Here is a 16,393-nt window from a genome sequence, read left to right as displayed (position 1 = left end):
CGGCTGATGGCTGTGGACACCAGCAGCCAGTCGGTGGCGAAGGCCGCGGGCGATGTCGCCCGCGGCCCGAGCCGCGGTACTGGCAAGCGCGAGGGCAGGCTCCGGCGCTCCCTCTCCACGCACTGGTACGCGTGGGCGATGGTCGCTCCGGTGACGGTCGTGATCTCGGTGATCATCGGATACCCGCTGGTCCGAGGTATCTACCTGTCCCTGACGGATGCCACGGAGCGCAACGTCGCGCGGACCATCGGCGTCAACGAGATCCCCGCGACCTACGAGTTCGTGGGGCTGGACAACTACAAGGAGGCGTTGTCCGGCGGGCAGTTCTTCGACACCCTGGGCTGGACGCTGGTGTGGACGGTGGCCTGCGTCTCGATCACCTTCGGCCTCGGCATGGCGCTGGCCAACATCCTCAACCGCAGGATCGCCGGCCGGTCCTTCTACCGGATGCTGCTGATCCTGCCGTGGGCCGTGCCGGGCTTCGTCTCCGTCTTCGCCTGGCGCTTCCTCTACGACGAGCGCCGCGGACTGCTCAACAGCATCCTCGCGGGCGGCGGCATCGACGCGGTGCCGTGGCTCAACGACCCCATGATGGCCAAGGTCGCGGTCATCGCCGTGAACGTGTGGCTCGGTGTGCCGTTCATGATGGTCGCCCTGCTCGGCGGGCTGCAGTCGATCCCCGGCGAGCTGTACGAGGCCGCCGAGATGGACGGTGCCACCGCCTGGCAGCGATTCCGCAACATCACGCTCCCCGGCCTGCGTTCGGTCAGCACCACCGTGGTCCTGCTGAGCACGATCTGGACCTTCAACATGTTCCCGGTGATCTTCCTGCTCACCCGGGGCGGACCGGGCGAGGCGACCCAGATCCTCGTGACGCAGGCGTACAAGTTCTCCTTCGAGATCAGCCCGCGCGACTTCGCCCAGTCGTCCACCTGGGGCGTACTCATCCTGGTCATCCTGATGGTCTTCGCCGCGATCTACCGGCGAGTCCTCCGCAAGCAGGGAGAAGTCTGGTGACCACCGCCGTGACCCCCACGTCCCGCAGCCGGACCAAGGTCCGCCCCCGTGGCGCGCGTTCGCCGCTCGCCTCCACCGCGCTGCACGCCACCCTGATCGTCGCCTCCGTGATCGCCGTCTTCCCGGTGCTGTGGGTGTTCCTGACCTCCCTCAAGCCCGCCCAGTACGCCAACACGACGGACTTCGTGAAGGAGACGACGCTCGCGAACTACCGGGGCCTGCTGGAGAACACCGAGTTCCTCACCTGGTTCGGCAACTCGCTGCTGATCGCCGGCCTCACCACCCTGCTCGGCGTCTTCGTCGCCGCCACCACGGGCTACGCGGTCAGCCGTTTCCGCTTCCCCGGCAAGCGCGGCCTGATGTGGACGCTGCTGATCACCCAGATGTTCCCGGTCGCCGTCCTCATCGTGCCGATCTACAACATCATGTCCGCCGTCGGGCTGCTGAACAACGCGTTCGGTCTGGTCATCACCTATCTGACCATCGCCGTCCCGTTCTGCGCGTGGATGATGAAGGGCTTCTTCGACACCATCCCGATGGAGATCGACGAGTCGGGGCAGGTGGACGGACTCACCCCGTTCGGCACCTTCTGGCGGCTGATCCTGCCGCTGGCCAAGCCCGGCATCGCGGTCACCGCGTTCTACTCGTTCATCACCGCCTGGGGCGAGGTCGCCTACGCGTCCGCCTTCATGATCGGCGACGAGAACCTGACCCTCGCCGGCGGACTGCAGAAGTTCGTCAACCAGTACGGCGCCCAGTGGGGCCCGATGACCGCGGCCTCCGTGCTCATCGCCATTCCCGCGGGGCTCGTCTTCCTCTTCGCCCAGCGGCATCTGGTGACCGGCATGTCCGCCGGCGCCGTCAAGGGCTGAGAAGCCGTATGAAGCGGCGGCGCCGGTCCGTGCCCGACTCCCGGCCCGGCGCCGCACCCCACCCCATCACCTCCAGGGATGACATGACCCAGCACCTCGCTGCCCCCGCCGCCCCCACCACCGGCACGCACACGGGCTGGTGGCGTGACGCGGTGATCTACCAGGTGTACCCGCGCAGCTTCGCCGACGGCAACGGCGACGGCATGGGAGATCTGGAAGGCATCCGCGGCCGCCTGCCGTATCTGCGGGACCTCGGCGTCGACGCCGTCTGGCTGAGCCCGTTCTACGCGTCCCCGCAGGCCGACGCCGGCTACGACGTGGCCGACTACCGCGCCATCGACCCCATGTTCGGCTCGCTGCTCGACGCCGACGCGCTGATCCGCGACGCCCACGAGCTCGGCCTGCGCATCATCGTGGACCTCGTGCCCAACCACTCCTCCGACCGGCACGAGTGGTTCCAGCGAGCCCTGGGCGAGGGCCCCGGCTCGCCGCTGAGGGAGCGCTACCACTTCCGCGCCGGCAAGGGCGTGAACGGCGAACTGCCCCCCAACGACTGGGAGTCCATCTTCGGCGGGCCCGCCTGGACCCGTGCCGCCGACGGAGAGTGGTACCTCCACCTGTTCGCCCCCGAGCAGCCCGACTTCAACTGGGAGCACCCCGCCGTCCGGGACGAGTTCCGCTCGATCCTGCGGTTCTGGCTCGACATGGGCGTCGACGGCTTCCGCGTCGACGTCGCCCACGGCCTCATCAAGGCCCCGGGCCTGCCCGACCTCGGCGAGCACGACCAGCTGAAGCTGCTCGGCAACGACGTCATGCCGTTCTTCGACCAGGACGGCGTCCACGACGTCTACCGCTCCTGGCGCAAGGTCCTCGAGGAGTACGGCGACGACCGGGTCCTCGTCGCGGAGGCCTGGACGCCCACCGTCGAGCGCACCGCCAACTACGTCCGGCCCGACGAGATGCACCAGGCGTTCAACTTCCAGTACCTCGGCACCCACTGGGACGCCGAGGAGCTGCGCAAGGTCATCGACGACTCGCTCGCCGCCATGCGCCCCGTGGGCGCGCCCACCACCTGGGTGCTCTCGAACCACGACGTCACCCGGCACGCCACCCGCTTCGCCAACCCGGCGGGCCTCGGCACCCAGCTCCGCGAGGCCGGCGACCGTGAGCTCGGCCTGCGCCGCGCCCGCGCCGCCACCCTGCTGATGCTGGCGCTGCCCGGCTCCGCGTACGTCTACCAGGGCGAGGAGCTCGGCCTGCCCGACGTCACGGACCTGCCCGACGAGGTCCGTCAGGACCCGTCGTTCTGGCGGGCCAGCGGCCAGGACGGCTTCCGCGACGGCTGCCGGGTGCCGATCCCGTGGACCGTCGAGGGCTCCTCGTACGGCTTCGGCGACGGCGGCAGCTGGCTGCCGCAGCCCGACAACTGGGGCGCGCTGAGCGTCGAGGCGCAGACCGGCGACCCGGGGTCCACCCTCGAGCTGTACCGCGCCGCGCTCGCCGTCCGCCGTGAGCACGCCGGGCTCGGCGCAGGTGACGCGGTCGAGTGGACGGACGCCCCCGAAGGCGTGCTCGCCTTCCGCCGCGACGGTTTCCTGTGCACCGCCAACACCACCGGCGCCACGGTCCGTATCCCGGTGCCCGGCCGGACCCTGCTCGCCAACGACACGGTGATGATCGTGGACGACATGGCAGAGGTGCCCGCCGACACCACTGTCTGGTGGTCGGTGTGACCGTACCCCTGCCTCGGGGCGGCGACGGTTCCGCCGCCCCGAGGCTCGCCGACCTGGCCCTCCAGGCCAAGGTCAGCGAAGCCACGGTCAGCCGGGTGCTCAACGGCAAGGCCGGCGTCGCGGCCGGCACCCGGCACAAGGTGCTGGCCGCCCTCGACGTGCTCGGCTACGAGCGGCCGATGCGGCTGCGGCAGCGCAGCGCCGGGCTCGTCGGCCTGATCATCCCCGAACTGACGAACCCGATCTTCCCGGCGTTCGCCCAGGTCATCGAGCAGGTGCTGGCGGGGCACGGCTACACGCCCGTGCTGTGCACCCAGATGCCGGGCGGCTCCACGGAGGACGAGCTCGTCGAGCAGCTCGAGGAGCGCGGCGTCACGGGCATGGTGTTCCTCTCCGGGCTGCACGCCGACACGACGGCCGACCCGTCCCGCTATCTCAAACTGGCGGGGCGGGGCGTGCCGTTCGTGCTCATCAACGGCTACAACGAGGCCGTCCAGGCGCCGTTCGTCTCTCCCGACGACCGGTCCGCGGCCCGCATGGCCGTACGGCACCTCGTCGACCTCGGCCACGAGCGCATCGGTCTGGCCATCGGGCCGACCCGCTATGTGCCCTCGCTGCGCAAGGCGGAGGGCTTCACCGAGGCGCTCGAATCGATGCTGGGTCTGTCGGAGCACGAGGCCGGGAGCTTCATCCAGCGCACGCTCTTCTCCGTGGAGGGCGGTCAGGCCGCGGCCGGCCTGCTGCTCGACCAGGGGTGCACCGGGATCGTCTGCGGCAGCGACCTGATGGCGCTCGGCGCGATCAGGGCGGTGCGGGCACGCGGCCTCGAGGTGCCCGGGGACGTGTCGGTGGTCGGCTTCGACGACTCGCCGCTCATCGCGTTCACCGACCCGCCGCTCACGACGGTGCGCCAGCCGGTACAGGCGATGGCGACGGCGGCGGTGGACGCGCTGGTCGAGGAGATCGACGGGAACCCGGTGCAGAGGACGGAGTTCGTCTTCCAGCCGGAGCTCGTGGTTCGTGGCTCGACGGGTGCGCCGCGGCGCTGACGTCCGGTTTGCGGTGACGCACCGGGGGTGCGCGGTTGTCGGGAGTCCCGGGGCCGGCCCCGGATCGGGGCGCGGCGGGGGTCTTTCGGCGGCCCCGGGCCTCCTGCTCTTGGGCCTCGGCCGGTGAGCCGGGCCGGCGATGCCGACGCCCGTGGCCCGGTGGCCTGTTGAGGCGCTCCGGCGCTCCGGCGGTGTCCGGCCGGTGCGGTGACGGTCTGCCCCGGCCGGGCGCGTGGGGCCCGGCACTGACCGGGACCCCCGGCCGGGGCAGACCCCGTGGCAGCCGCCCGCTCGGGGCGACGGCCAACGGCCGCTGCCGGACCAGCCGCTGCGGGTGAGGGCCGGGCCGGAGTCGTGGTTGAACGTAGCACCGCTGCAATGACTTGCGAAAGAGATTGCGGTCACGAAACGGCCAGTTTTCAAGCATATTGCTGGAGTGTGCCCGGAGGGTTGACCACCGGCCGGGCTGGGCTTACGGTCTCGTCCGCAACGAGTTTCAGACTTCTTGCAGCAAGAAATCCCCAAGGCCTTGCGGGCACGGCGCGTTGCCGCACGAGGCTGACCCCTCGCATCCGCACCTTCCTGTGAGCCCAGGAGGAATCATGGCCAGCAGAACCGTGGCCGCGGCCCTTGCCGTTGTGGCAGGAGCCGCCGCCGTCGTCACGGCCCCCACCCCCGTACAGGCCGCGCCACCCGGCGGCAAGGACGTCACCGCCGTGATGTTCGAGTGGAAGTTCGACTCGATCGCCAAGGCGTGCACCGACAGCCTCGGCCCCGCCGGATACGGCTTCGTCCAGGTCTCCCCGCCCCAGGAGCACATCCGGGGCAGTCAGTGGTGGACCTCCTACCAGCCCGTCAGCTACCGGATCGCCGGACGCCTCGGCGACCGCGCCGCGTTCGCGAGCATGGTGAACACCTGCCATGCGGCCGGCGTCAAGGTCGTCGCGGACTCCGTCATCAACCACATGTCGGCCGGGTCGGGCACCGGCACCGGCGGGTCCGCGTACACCAAGTACGACTACCCCGGTGTGTACTCCGCGCCCGACATGGACAACTGCACCGCCGAGGTCAACAACTACCAGGACCGCGGGAACGTGCAGAACTGCGAGCTCGTCGGGCTCGCGGACCTGGACACCGGCGAGGAGTACGTCCGGGGCAGGATCGCCGGGTACCTCAACGACCTGCTGTCGCTCGGCGTCGACGGCTTCCGCATCGACGCCTCCAAGCACATGCCGGCCGACGACCTGACCGCCATCAAGTCCAGGCTGAGCAACCCGAACGTCTACTGGAAGCACGAGGTCATCCACGGCGCGGGCGAGGCGGTCTCGCCGAGCGAGTACCTCGGCAGCGGCGACGTCCAGGAGTTCCGCTACGGACGCGGCCTCAAGCAGGTGTTCAACCACGAGAACCTCGCCCACCTGAAGAACTTCGGCGAGGGCTGGGGCTTCATGGAGTCCGGGAAGTCCGCCGTCTTCGTCACCAACCACGACACCGAGCGCGTCGGTGACACCCTCACCTACAAGGACGGCGCCGCCCACACCCTGGCGCACGTCTTCATGCTGGCCTGGCCGTACGGCTCGCCCGACGTCCACTCCGGCTACGAGTTCACCGACCACGACGCCGGCCCGCCGAACGGCGGCCAGGTGAACGCCTGCTACAGCGACGGCTGGAAGTGCCAGCACGCCTGGCGCGAGATCTCCTCCATGGTCGCCTTCCGCAACACCACCCGGGGCGCCGGTGTCACCGACTGGTGGGACAACGGCGGCGACGCGATCGCCTTCGGCCGCGGCGACAAGGGCTATGTGGCCATCAACCACGAGGGCTCCACGCTGACCCGCACCTTCCAGACGTCACTGCCCTCCGGCGCCTACTGCGACGTACAGAGCGGCAACGCCGTCACGGTGGACGGCTCCGGTCGGTTCACCGCGACGCTGGGCGCCGGCACCGCCCTCGCGCTGCACGTCGGTGCCCGCGACTGCGGCGGCGGCTCCACCGACCCCGAACCGTTGAGCACGGGCGCGTCCTTCGCCGTCAACGCCACCACCGCCGTGGGCCAGAACATCCACGTCACCGGCAACCGCACCGAGCTCGGGAACTGGAGCCCCGGCAACGCCCTCAAGCTGGACCCGGCGAGCTACCCGGTGTGGAAGCTCGACGTGAACCTGCCCGGCGGCACGTCGTTCGAGTACAAGTACATCCGCAAGGACGGATCCGGCAACGTCACCTGGGAGAGCGGCGCCAACCGCACCGCCACCGTGCCGTCCTCCGGCAAGGTCACGCTGAACGACACCTGGCGCGACTGACGCCACCCTGCCGCGCTGCCCCGCGTCCCTCCCCGGGCGCGGGGCGGCGCATCCCCATCGCACACCATCCCGTCACGCACCGCCCGCATCGCACACCACACACATGGCACACCACCCTCATCCAGCCCTCATCCAGGAGAGACCCGCCTTGATACGCCCCCGTATCCCGCTGCGCAGCGCAGTGGCCGCCGCCGTGGCGACGGCGACGGTCGCGGCGCTCGTGTCCGCCCTTCCGGCGGCAGCGGCGCCCAAACCGCCGAAGCCGCCGTCGGACAGATCGCTGGCCGCCGAGCCCGCACGTCACGACCTGACGCGTGAGCAGTTCTACTTCGTCCTGCCCGACCGTTTCGCCAACGGCGACCCGAAGAACGACCGCGGCGGACTGACCGGTTCGCGCCTCGAGACCGGCTACGACCCCACCGACAAGGGCTTCTACCAGGGCGGCGACCTCAAGGGGATCACCGAGAAGCTGGACTACATCAAGGGCCTCGGCACCACCGCCATCTGGATGGCGCCGATCTTCAAGAACCAGCCCGTGCAGGGCGAGGGCAAGGACGCCAGCGCCGGCTACCACGGCTACTGGATCACCGACTTCACCCAGGTCGACCCGCACTTCGGCACCAACGCCGACCTGGAGAAGCTGGTCGACAAGGCTCATGCCAAGGGCATGAAGGTCTTCTTCGACGTCATCACCAACCACACCGCCGACGTCGTGGACTACAAGGAGAAGTCGTACGACTACCTCTCCGAGGGCGCCTTCCCGTATCTGACCAAGGACGGCGTGCCGTTCGACGACAGCGACTACGCGGACGGCTCGAAGCGCTTCCCGCGCGTCGACACGGACTCCTTCCCGCGCACCCCCGTCGTGCCCGAGGACAAGAAGGACCTCAAGGTCCCGTCCTGGCTCAACGACCCGACGATGTACCACAACCGCGGTGACTCGACCTTCGCCGGCGAGTCCTCGGAGAACGGCGACTTCGTCGGCCTGGACGACCTGTGGACCGAGCGTCCCGAGGTCGTCGAGGGCATGGCGAAGATCTACCAGCGCTGGGTCCGCGACTTCGGCATCGACGGCTTCCGCATCGACACGGTCAAGCACGTCAACACCGAGTTCTGGACCCAGTGGGCCACCGCGCTCGACGCGTACGCGGCGAAGCGCGGCCGTGACGACTTCTTCATGTTCGGCGAGGTCTACTCGGCCGACCCGGCCATCACCTCGAAGTACGTGACCGAGGGCCGCCTCGACGCCACCCTGGACTTCCCCTTCCAGGACGCCGCCCGCGCCTACGCCTCCCAGGGCGCCTCCGCCGAGAAGCTGGCGAACCTGTTCGCGCAGGACTACCGCTACACCACCGGCAGGGCCAACGCCTACGAGTCGGTCCCGTTCCTCGGCAACCACGACATGGGCCGCTTCGGCATGTTCCTCGCGCAGGACAACCCGGAGGCCGGCGACGCCGAACTGCTGGCGCGGTACCAACTCGCCAACGAGCTGATGTTCCTCAGCCGCGGCAACCCCGTCGTCTACTACGGCGACGAGCAGGGCTACGCCGGCGCCGGCGGCGACAAGGACGCCCGCCAGACGCTGTTCGCCTCGAAGACCGCGGACTACCTGGACGACGACCAGCTCGGCACCGACCGCACCCACGCGGCCGACGCCTACGACACCTCCCACCCGCTCTACCGCCAGATCGCCGCGCTGGCGAAGCTCACCAGGGCCCACCCGGCGCTGCGCGACGGCATCCAGGAGCAGCGATACGCCGAGGGCTCGGTGTACGCCTTCTCCCGTACCGACCCGAAGACGCGCACCGAGTACGTCGTCGCCGTGAACAACGCCGCAGAGGCGAAGACGGCCGAGATCCCCACCGGCTCCGCGGGCATGGACTTCGCGGCGCTCCACGGCGGTGACGCCACCGTCCGCAGCGGCGGGGACAAGAGCGTCGAGGTCACCGTCCCGGCGCTGGGCGCCCTCGTGCTGAAGGCGGCCAAGCCGCTCGGCGCGCCCGCCGCGGAGCCCAGCCTCACCCTGAAGGCCCCCGAGGCCGGCGCCACCGGCACCGTCGAGATCATGGCCGACGTCGACGGCGGACAGCTGAACCGCGTCGTGTTCGCCGCCCAGACCGGCAACGGCGACTGGCAGGTCCTCGGCTCCGCCGACCACGCCCCCTACAGGGTCACCCAGCGCGTCACCGCCCCGGCCGGGACCGCCCTGCGGTACAAGGCCGTCGTCGTCGACAGCGCTGGCCGCACCGCGAGCGCCACCGCCGCCACCACCAGCGGCGCTCCGGCCGTGGAACAGCCCCCGACCGCCACCCAGCGCGACTACGCGATCGTCCACTACAAGCGCGCGGACGGAGACTACGCCGACTGGGGCCTCTACACCTGGGGCGACATCGCCGAGGGCGAGGGCACCACCTGGCCCGCCGGCAAGCCGTTCGGCGGCCGCGACGCCTACGGCGCGTTCGCCCACGTCAAGCTCAAGCCCGGCGCCTCGTCGGTGGGCTTCATCGCCGTGAACAAGGACGGCGTCAAGGACACCGACGCCGACCGCGCGATCGACCTGTCGAAGACCGGCGAGGTGTGGATCGAGCAGGGCGACCCGGCGGTGCGCAACACGGCGCCGGAGGGCGCGTACCCGCCCCAGGACACCAGCAAGGTGGTGCTCCACTACCAGCGCCCCGACGGTGACTACACCGGCTGGGGCCTGCACACCTGGACCGGCGCCGCGAACCCGACCGACTGGTCCAAGCCGCTGGAGCCGGTGCGCACCGACGCGTACGGCGCGGTCTTCGAGGTGCCGCTCGAGGCCGGAGCGACCTCGCTCAGCTACATCGTGCACAAGGGCGACCAGAAGGACCTGCCGTCCGACCGGTCGCTCGACCTCAAGGCGGCCGGCCACGAGGTGTGGCTGCTCGCGGGCCAGGAGAAGCACCTGCTGCCGCAGCCCAAGGGCGGCGGCGCCGCACTCGACCTCGCCAAGGCGGAGGCGGTGTGGATCGACGCGGACACCGTCGCCTGGAAGGGCAGCGACGCCGCGGCCTCCAGCGCCCTGCTGTACGCGCGCGACGGCTCCATCGCCGTCAAGGACGGCGCCCTCACCGGCGAGCGCCGGGTGCTGCGGCTCGACAGGACGGAGCTGACCGACGCGCAGAAGGCCGCCTACCCCCACCTGAAGGCGTACCCGGCGTGGTCCGTCGACCCGCGCGACCGCGACCGGATGCGCGAGGCGCTGCGCGGCCAGCTCGTGGCCGCGCAGTACGCGGCGAACGGCGCCGCGGTGAGCGCCACCGGAGTGCAGATCGCCGGAGTCCTCGACGACCTGTACGCGGCGAAGGCCACCCAGGCCGACCTCGGCGCCACCTTCGACCGCAAGGGCGTGCCGACGCTCCGGCTGTGGGCGCCGACCGCCCAGCACGTGTCCCTGGAACTCGACGGGAGGCGTGTCGCCATGCGCCGCGACGACGCCAGCGGCGTCTGGTCGGTCAGGGGCAGGAAGAACTGGAAGGGCGACGCGTACCGGTACCACGTGAAGGTCTGGGCGCCCAGCGTCCAGAAGGTCGTCACCAACAAGGTCACCGACCCCTACTCGCTCGCGCTGACCACCGACTCGGAGCGGAGCCTCGTCGCCGACCTCACCGACAGGTCGCTCATGCCGGCCGGCTGGCCGGCGCTGAAGAAGCCCGCCGCCGTGCCGCTGGGGGACGCCCAGATCCAGGAGCTGCACATCCGCGACTTCTCGATCGCGGACGCCACGGCCGACCACAAGGGCACCTACCTCGCCTTCGCCGACAAGGACAGCAAGGGCTCGCGGCATCTGCGCCGGCTGGCGGCCGCCGGCACCTCGTACGTGCATCTGCTGCCCGCCTTCGACATCGGCACCATCCCCGAGCGGAAGTCGGAGCAGCAGCAGCCGGAGTGCGACCTGTTGATCCTCGCGCCCGACTCGGCCGAGCAGCAGGCGTGCATCGCGAAGGCCGCGGCGAAGGACGCGTTCAACTGGGGCTACGACCCACTGCACTACACCGTGCCGGAGGGCTCGTACTCCACCGATCCGGACGGCACCCGGCGCACCGTCGAGTTCCGGCAGATGGTCAAGTCGCTGAACGAGGACGGGCTGCGCACCGTCATGGACGTGGTCTACAACCACACCGTGGCCGCCGGCCAGTCGGACAAGTCCGTGCTCGACAAGGTCGTGCCCGGCTACTACCAGCGGCTGCTGGCCGACGGCAGCGTCGCCACCTCCACCTGCTGCGCCAACACCGCGCCGGAGAACGCGATGATGGGCAAGCTCGTCGTCGACTCGGTCGTGACCTGGGCGCGTGACTACAAGGTCGACGGCTTCCGGTTCGACCTGATGGGCCACCACCCGAAGGAGAACATCCTCGCGGTGCGCGCCGCGCTCGACGAGCTGACGCTCGAGCGGGACGGCGTGGACGGCAAGAAGATCATTCTCTACGGCGAGGGCTGGAACTTCGGCGAGGTCGCCGACGACGCCCGCTTCGTCCAGGCCACCCAGAAGCACATGGCGGGCACCGGCATCGCCACCTTCTCCGACCGGGCGCGCGACGCCGTCCGCGGCGGCGGCCCGTTCGACGAGGACCCGGGCGTGCAGGGCTTCGGCTCCGGCCTGTTCACCGACCCCAACCCTGCGGTCGGCGAGAAGGCCAACGGCACCGAGGCCGAGCAGAAGGCACGACTGCTGCACTACCAGGACCTGATCAAGGTCGGGCTGTCCGGCAACCTCGCCTCCTACTCCTTCACCGACACGGCCGGCCGGACCGTCAAGGGCTCCGAGGTCGACTACAACGGCGCACCGGCCGGCTACGCCGCCGCACCCGGTGACGCCCTCGCCTACTCGGACGCCCACGACAACGAATCGCTGTACGACGCCCTCGCGTTCAAGCTGCCGGCCCGCACCTCCCCGGCCGACCGGGCACGGATGCAGGTGCTGTCGATGGCCGTCTCCGCGCTGTCGCAGGGCCCGGCGCTCTCCCAGGCCGGGTCGGACCTGCTGCGCTCCAAGTCCCTGGACCGCAACTCGTACGACAGCGGCGACTGGTTCAACGCGATCCACTGGGACTGCCGCGACGGCAACGGCTTCGGCCGCGGACTGCCGCCGGAGGCCGACAACAAGCCCAAGTGGGGCTTCGCGAAGCCGCTGCTCACCGCGCCCACGCTGACCGCGGGCTGCGCGGAGATCAACGGCACGTCCGCCGCCTACCGCGACCTGCTGAAGATCCGCACCGGGGAGCCGGCCTTCGGCCTGTCCACCGCGGAGCAGGTCCAGTCGGCGCTGTCCTTCCCGCTGTCGGGCAAGGACGAGACACCCGGAGTGATCACGATGCGCCTGGACGACCTGGTCGTGGTGTTCAACGCCACGCCGGAGCGGCAGACGCAGCGGATCGAGGCGCTCGCCGGCAAGGGATACGCCCTCCACCCGGTCCAGCGCGCGGGCGCGGACAAGGCCGTCAAGTCGTCCGAGTACGAGCGGAGTTCGGGCAGCCTCACGGTTCCCGCCCGTACGGTCGCCGTGTTCGAGCGGGGCTGACCGCCGCGTTCGTCACCTGAGGTTCCCCGCCCCCTCACCCGTGTCGCTGTTGGGCCGAACGGGTGAGGGGAGCGAGGATGGACCCATGAGCAGGTACGAGAGGTACGACGTCACCGACGAGCAGTGGGAGGGCCTGGCCCAGGTGGTTCCGCTGCGCGGCCGCAACGAGTGGCCGTCGCGGGTCGACCACGTCACGGTCCCACGGGAGTACGAGGCGGCCGAGCACCGCCGCTTCATCGTCCTGCGGGTACAGGTCTTCGCCGACGCGCGCGAGGTCGCCGAGTACCTCATCGCCGGGATGCCGGTGCTGCTCGACCTCACCGGCGCCGACACCGATGTCGCCAAGCGCATCCTGGACTTCAGCAGCGGCGTCGTCTTCGGACTCGGCTGCGGGATGCACCGGGTCGACCGGAACGTCTTCCTGCTGGCGCCGGTCGGCACGGAGGTCGAAGGGATCGCGGCCGCCGCCGTCCCTCATTCGTAGGAAGCTCCTCGAGGCGGAACGGTTCGGCGTGTTCGCTGCTGCGTACCGTCCCGCCCATGGACGCGAACACGCTGGTCATCGACCGGGACGCATCGACCTGTAGCGACACTCCGGCCGGGGGCGCATCAGCGGGGCGGGGGAGCGACGCCCTCGCCGCGGACACATCGCCGGGCCGAGGGAGTGACCCCCAGGCCGCGGACACCCCGCCCGGTGGCGGCAGGGACCGGCCCGCCGTCACCGAACTGCGGCTCTCCGCCTTCCGGTCGCACCGCTCCGCCGTCTTCCCCATCGGCCCCATGACCCTGCTCGCCGGAGCGAGCGGCAGCGGCAAGTCGAACGCGCTGCAGGCGTACGAGGCACTGGCGCTGCTGGGCTCCGGCCGCGACCTGGCCACCGCCTTCCCCCAGCCGCTCGAGTGCGTCCCGGAGCGGGCCGTGGCCGACCGGCAGGGGCGGCGGGGCTTCCGGATCGGCTGCACCGTCGACGGGCCCGCCGGTCCCGTGCGTCTCGATGTCGCCGTACAGGCCGAGCCGCGACTGCGGGTGGTCGGCGAACGGCTCACCGGCGGCGGCCGGACCCTGCTGACCACGGCGCTGCGCGACCCCTCCCGCTCCGTGCTCGAGGCCGCCTGGCACACCGCCGGCTCGGCGATCGTCACCCGTGGCCCGCTCCCCGACGACAGGCTCGGCACGGCGCTGCTGCCGCTGCGTGTCGCGGGCAGCACCGACGCCCAGTTACAGGTGCTCGCCGCGGCCGAACAGGTCGTGGTCGCACTGCGGTCGGTCTTCGCCTGCGACCCCCGGCCGGAGCGGATGCGGGCGCCGGTGCCCGCCGGATCGGGGCGGCTGCGCCGCGGCTGCGACAACCTCGCGGAGGTGCTGCACCGCACCCGCAGCGAATGCGCCAGGCGGCACGCCAGGCTCGCCGCGGCGGCCCGGACCGGGTGCGCGGGAGCCGTGGACGACCTGACCGTCGAGGAGCTGGCGAACGGCCGGGTACGCGCCCTGCTCGACCGCGGCGCCGCCGGTGGGGCGACGCCGCTCGGGCGGCTCGGCGAGGGCGAGCTCAGATATCTGGGGCTCGCCCTCGTGCTGCTCACCGGGCCGGGCGTGCTGGCCATGGACCAGGTGGCGGAGGTGCCGGTGGCGTACCAGTCGCTCACGGTGATCGCCGACGGCTTCGACCGCTGCCTCGATCCGCAGCAGGCCCGCCAGCTGGTGGCGCTCGGGGCGGAGATGTGCGCGCGGGGGCACATCAGGCTGGTGGGGACGGTCACCGACGCGTCGTGCGCGCGGGGGATCGGCGGCGTGACGGTGGTAGACCTGGTGCCGTGACGAGAGATGACGGGCTGGATGTCGAGGGGTTGCAGCGCCGGCTGGCGTCGTTCGCGGCGGCGCGCGGCTGGGAGCCGTACCACACGCCGAAGAACCTGGCCGTGGCGCTGAGCGTGGAGACGGCCGAACTGGTGGAGATCTTCCAGTGGTTGACGCCGGAGGAGTCGGCGCGGGTGATGGACGACGCCGGGGACGCGCACCGGGTGCGGGACGAGGTCGCGGACGTGCTGGCGTATCTGCTCCAGTTCTGCGAGGTGCTCGGGATCGACGTCCTCCAGGCGCTGTCGGAGAAGATCGACCGGAACGAGATCCGTTTCCCCGCGAAGTGAGCGCCTGGTGCGGCAGCCCGGTACGGCAGCCCGGTACACGTGCCCGAAGTGGGAACCGGAGGCCGATGGACGCCTTCCACGAGGTGCACAACGGCGTTTCGTCACTCTATGGAGTTGCCGAGTTATCCACAACTGCCTTGCTGTCCACAGATTTCCGAATTCCCCTGGCTTTCCGGCTCAATGAGCTTCACTCTGGGTAATGAACTCAGTAAGAAGAAAGTCGTACGAGCGGGGGCGTGCAGATGGATGCGGAACGACTCGTGAAGGTGTGCCGCCATGCGCTGGCCCAGAGCCGTGCGGTGCCGGAGATCGTCGCGGAGGCCTGGCAGGCCCAGGCGCTGGCGCAGGCGATCGGCGCGCGGCTGGCGATCGTGGGTCCGACGGAGATCAGAGGGGAGGCCGCGGGACTGAGCGAGATCGGGGGCCGCGGGTGCGGGGTGCTCGACCACCCCATGGTGCGCAGCGGTGGCGTGCGGGCGGCGCAGCTGTCCCAAGTGACCGACCCGGAAGCAGCGTTACTGGCGCTGAATGTGCTTCTCGGGGACGTCGGCATCGCGCTGGTGGGTGTCGCCTGCGCCACGGACGACGAGGGTCTGTACTGGCAGTGCATCGAGACGATAGACACGGCCGACGAGTCGAGCGACCGCGTCCGGGGGATGCTGCGCCGGCTCGCGGAGCGCGAGCCGGACCGGCCGCCCGAAACGGTCCGCGGCCGTGCCGGGCCCTGACGGCCGTCGGGGCCGTTTCGGACCGCGGCGGGCCGGTGGCCGAAGGTGCAGGATGGAACCATGGATCTTCGAATCTTCACCGAGCCCCAGCAAGGGGCGAGCTACGACACCCTGCTGGCCGTCGCCAAGGCCGCCGAGGACCTCGGCTTCGACGCCTTCTTCCGCTCCGACCACTATCTGAGCATGGGGTCCGCCGACGGGCTGCCCGGACCGACCGACGCCTGGATCACCCTCGCGGGACTGGCGCGTGAGACCAGCCGTATCCGCCTCGGCACGCTGATGACCGCGGGCACCTTCCGGCTGCCCGGCGTGCTGGCCATCCAGGTCGCCCAGGTCGACCAGATGTCGGGCGGCCGCGTCGAACTGGGCCTGGGCGCGGGCTGGTTCGAGGACGAGCACAAGGCCTACGGCATCCCGTTCCCCAAGGAGAAGTTCGCGCGGCTCGAGGAGCAGCTGGCGATCGTCACCGGGCTGTGGGCGACGGAGGTGGGCAAGACCTTCTCCTACGAGGGCACCCACTACCGGCTGACCGACTCGCCCGCCCTGCCGAAGCCCGCCCAGACCAAGGTCCCCATGCTGATCGGCGGCCACGGAGCGACCCGCACACCGCGCCTCGCCGCGCAGTACGCGGACGAGTTCAACCTCCCCTTCGCCTCGATCGAGGACACCGAGCGGCAGTTCGGCCGGGTGCGCGCCGCCGCGGAGAAGGCCGGCCGCGCCCCGGACGACCTGATCTACTCCAACGCGCTGGTCGTCTGCGTGGGCAAGGACGACGCGGAGGTGGCACGCCGCGCCGCCGCGATCGGCCGCGAGGTCGAGGAGCTGAAGGCCAACGGCCTGGCGGGCTCGCCCGCCGAGGTCGTCGACAAGATCGGACGCTACGCGGCGACCGGCGCCTCCCGGGTCTATCTGCAACTGCTGGACCTCGACGATCTCGACCACCTGGAGCTGATCTCGTCCCAGGTCGGCTCCCAGCTGAGCTGATCCACCCGGAGCCGC

General features: G+C 70.8%; 11 protein-coding genes. All 11 read left to right on the top strand.

Annotated elements, in window-relative coordinates:
• Positions 1-6 precede the first annotated feature (6 nt).
• The 11 genes from ACFYOP_RS18655 (at position 7) to ACFYOP_RS18605 (ending at position 16,378) form a co-directional block, all read left to right on the top strand.
• Positions 7-1,017: a sugar ABC transporter permease gene (locus ACFYOP_RS18655; RefSeq protein ID WP_356894896.1), complete on the top strand. Its 1,011-nt coding sequence runs from the start codon at positions 7-9 to the stop codon at positions 1,015-1,017.
• Positions 1,011-1,889 carry a carbohydrate ABC transporter permease gene (locus ACFYOP_RS18650; RefSeq protein WP_356894923.1) on the top strand — a complete coding sequence of 293 codons (879 nt, stop codon included), beginning with the start codon at positions 1,011-1,013 and terminating at the stop codon, positions 1,887-1,889. The genes ACFYOP_RS18655 and ACFYOP_RS18650 overlap by 7 nt, the downstream gene beginning before the upstream one ends.
• Before the next feature lie 83 nt (positions 1,890-1,972).
• Positions 1,973-3,622 (top strand): glycoside hydrolase family 13 protein, encoded by a 1,650-nt coding sequence (locus tag ACFYOP_RS18645; protein ID WP_356894894.1) that lies wholly within the window; start codon positions 1,973-1,975, stop codon positions 3,620-3,622.
• A complete protein-coding gene (locus tag ACFYOP_RS18640) occupies positions 3,610-4,671 on the top strand; it encodes a LacI family DNA-binding transcriptional regulator (protein WP_356894892.1) in 1,062 nt (353 codons plus the stop codon). Before ACFYOP_RS18645 ends, ACFYOP_RS18640 begins: the two co-directional genes overlap by 13 nt.
• Positions 4,672-5,273: 602 nt before the next feature.
• A complete protein-coding gene (locus ACFYOP_RS18635; RefSeq protein WP_356894890.1) occupies positions 5,274-6,974 on the top strand; it encodes a carbohydrate-binding module family 20 domain-containing protein in 1,701 nt (566 codons plus the stop codon).
• Between the two features lie 148 nt (positions 6,975-7,122).
• Positions 7,123-12,519, top strand: a complete 5,397-nt coding sequence (pulA, locus tag ACFYOP_RS18630; protein WP_356894888.1) for a pullulanase-type alpha-1,6-glucosidase — start codon at positions 7,123-7,125, stop codon at positions 12,517-12,519.
• A gap of 85 nt (positions 12,520-12,604) precedes the next feature.
• Complete coding sequence (locus ACFYOP_RS18625) at positions 12,605-13,003, top strand: cell division protein SepF (protein WP_356894886.1); 399 nt, start codon at positions 12,605-12,607, stop codon at positions 13,001-13,003.
• A 56-nt stretch (positions 13,004-13,059) separates the two neighbouring features.
• A complete protein-coding gene (locus tag ACFYOP_RS18620; RefSeq protein WP_388452032.1) occupies positions 13,060-14,337 on the top strand; it encodes an AAA family ATPase in 1,278 nt (425 codons plus the stop codon).
• Positions 14,334-14,666 (top strand): nucleotide pyrophosphohydrolase, encoded by a 333-nt coding sequence (locus ACFYOP_RS18615; RefSeq protein ID WP_356894884.1) that lies wholly within the window; start codon positions 14,334-14,336, stop codon positions 14,664-14,666. The genes ACFYOP_RS18620 and ACFYOP_RS18615 overlap by 4 nt, the downstream gene beginning before the upstream one ends.
• A gap of 242 nt (positions 14,667-14,908) precedes the next feature.
• The gene (locus ACFYOP_RS18610) at positions 14,909-15,394 is read left to right on the top strand and encodes a DUF6099 family protein (protein WP_356894920.1); all 486 of its coding nucleotides are present in this window, start codon (positions 14,909-14,911) and stop codon (positions 15,392-15,394) included.
• 60 nt (positions 15,395-15,454) lie between these two features.
• Complete coding sequence (locus tag ACFYOP_RS18605; RefSeq protein ID WP_356894882.1) at positions 15,455-16,378, top strand: LLM class F420-dependent oxidoreductase; 924 nt, start codon at positions 15,455-15,457, stop codon at positions 16,376-16,378.
• Positions 16,379-16,393: the final 15 nt, after the last annotated feature.

The sequence above is a fragment of the Streptomyces sp. NPDC006294 genome (assembly GCF_042870895.1).
Classification (GTDB): Bacteria; Actinomycetota; Actinomycetes; order Streptomycetales; family Streptomycetaceae; genus Streptomyces.
The sequence above is the reverse complement of the archived record's forward strand: the minus strand, read 5'-3'. Positions and strand labels throughout refer to the sequence as shown.

What these genes read in the sequence shown, in the direction of transcription:
- ACFYOP_RS18655 (WP_356894896.1), top strand. Translation starts at nt 7, where the DNA reads ATGGCTGTGGACACCAGCAGCCAGTCGGTGGCGAAGGCCGCGGGCGAT.
- ACFYOP_RS18645 (WP_356894894.1), top strand. Translation starts at nt 1,973, where the DNA reads ATGACCCAGCACCTCGCTGCCCCCGCCGCCCCCACCACCGGCACGCAC.
- ACFYOP_RS18635 (WP_356894890.1), top strand. Translation starts at nt 5,274, where the DNA reads ATGGCCAGCAGAACCGTGGCCGCGGCCCTTGCCGTTGTGGCAGGAGCC.
- ACFYOP_RS18625 (WP_356894886.1), top strand. Translation starts at nt 12,605, where the DNA reads ATGAGCAGGTACGAGAGGTACGACGTCACCGACGAGCAGTGGGAGGGC.
- ACFYOP_RS18620 (WP_388452032.1), top strand. Translation starts at nt 13,060, where the DNA reads ATGGACGCGAACACGCTGGTCATCGACCGGGACGCATCGACCTGTAGC.
- ACFYOP_RS18610 (WP_356894920.1), top strand. Translation starts at nt 14,909, where the DNA reads ATGGATGCGGAACGACTCGTGAAGGTGTGCCGCCATGCGCTGGCCCAG.
- ACFYOP_RS18605 (WP_356894882.1), top strand. Translation starts at nt 15,455, where the DNA reads ATGGATCTTCGAATCTTCACCGAGCCCCAGCAAGGGGCGAGCTACGAC.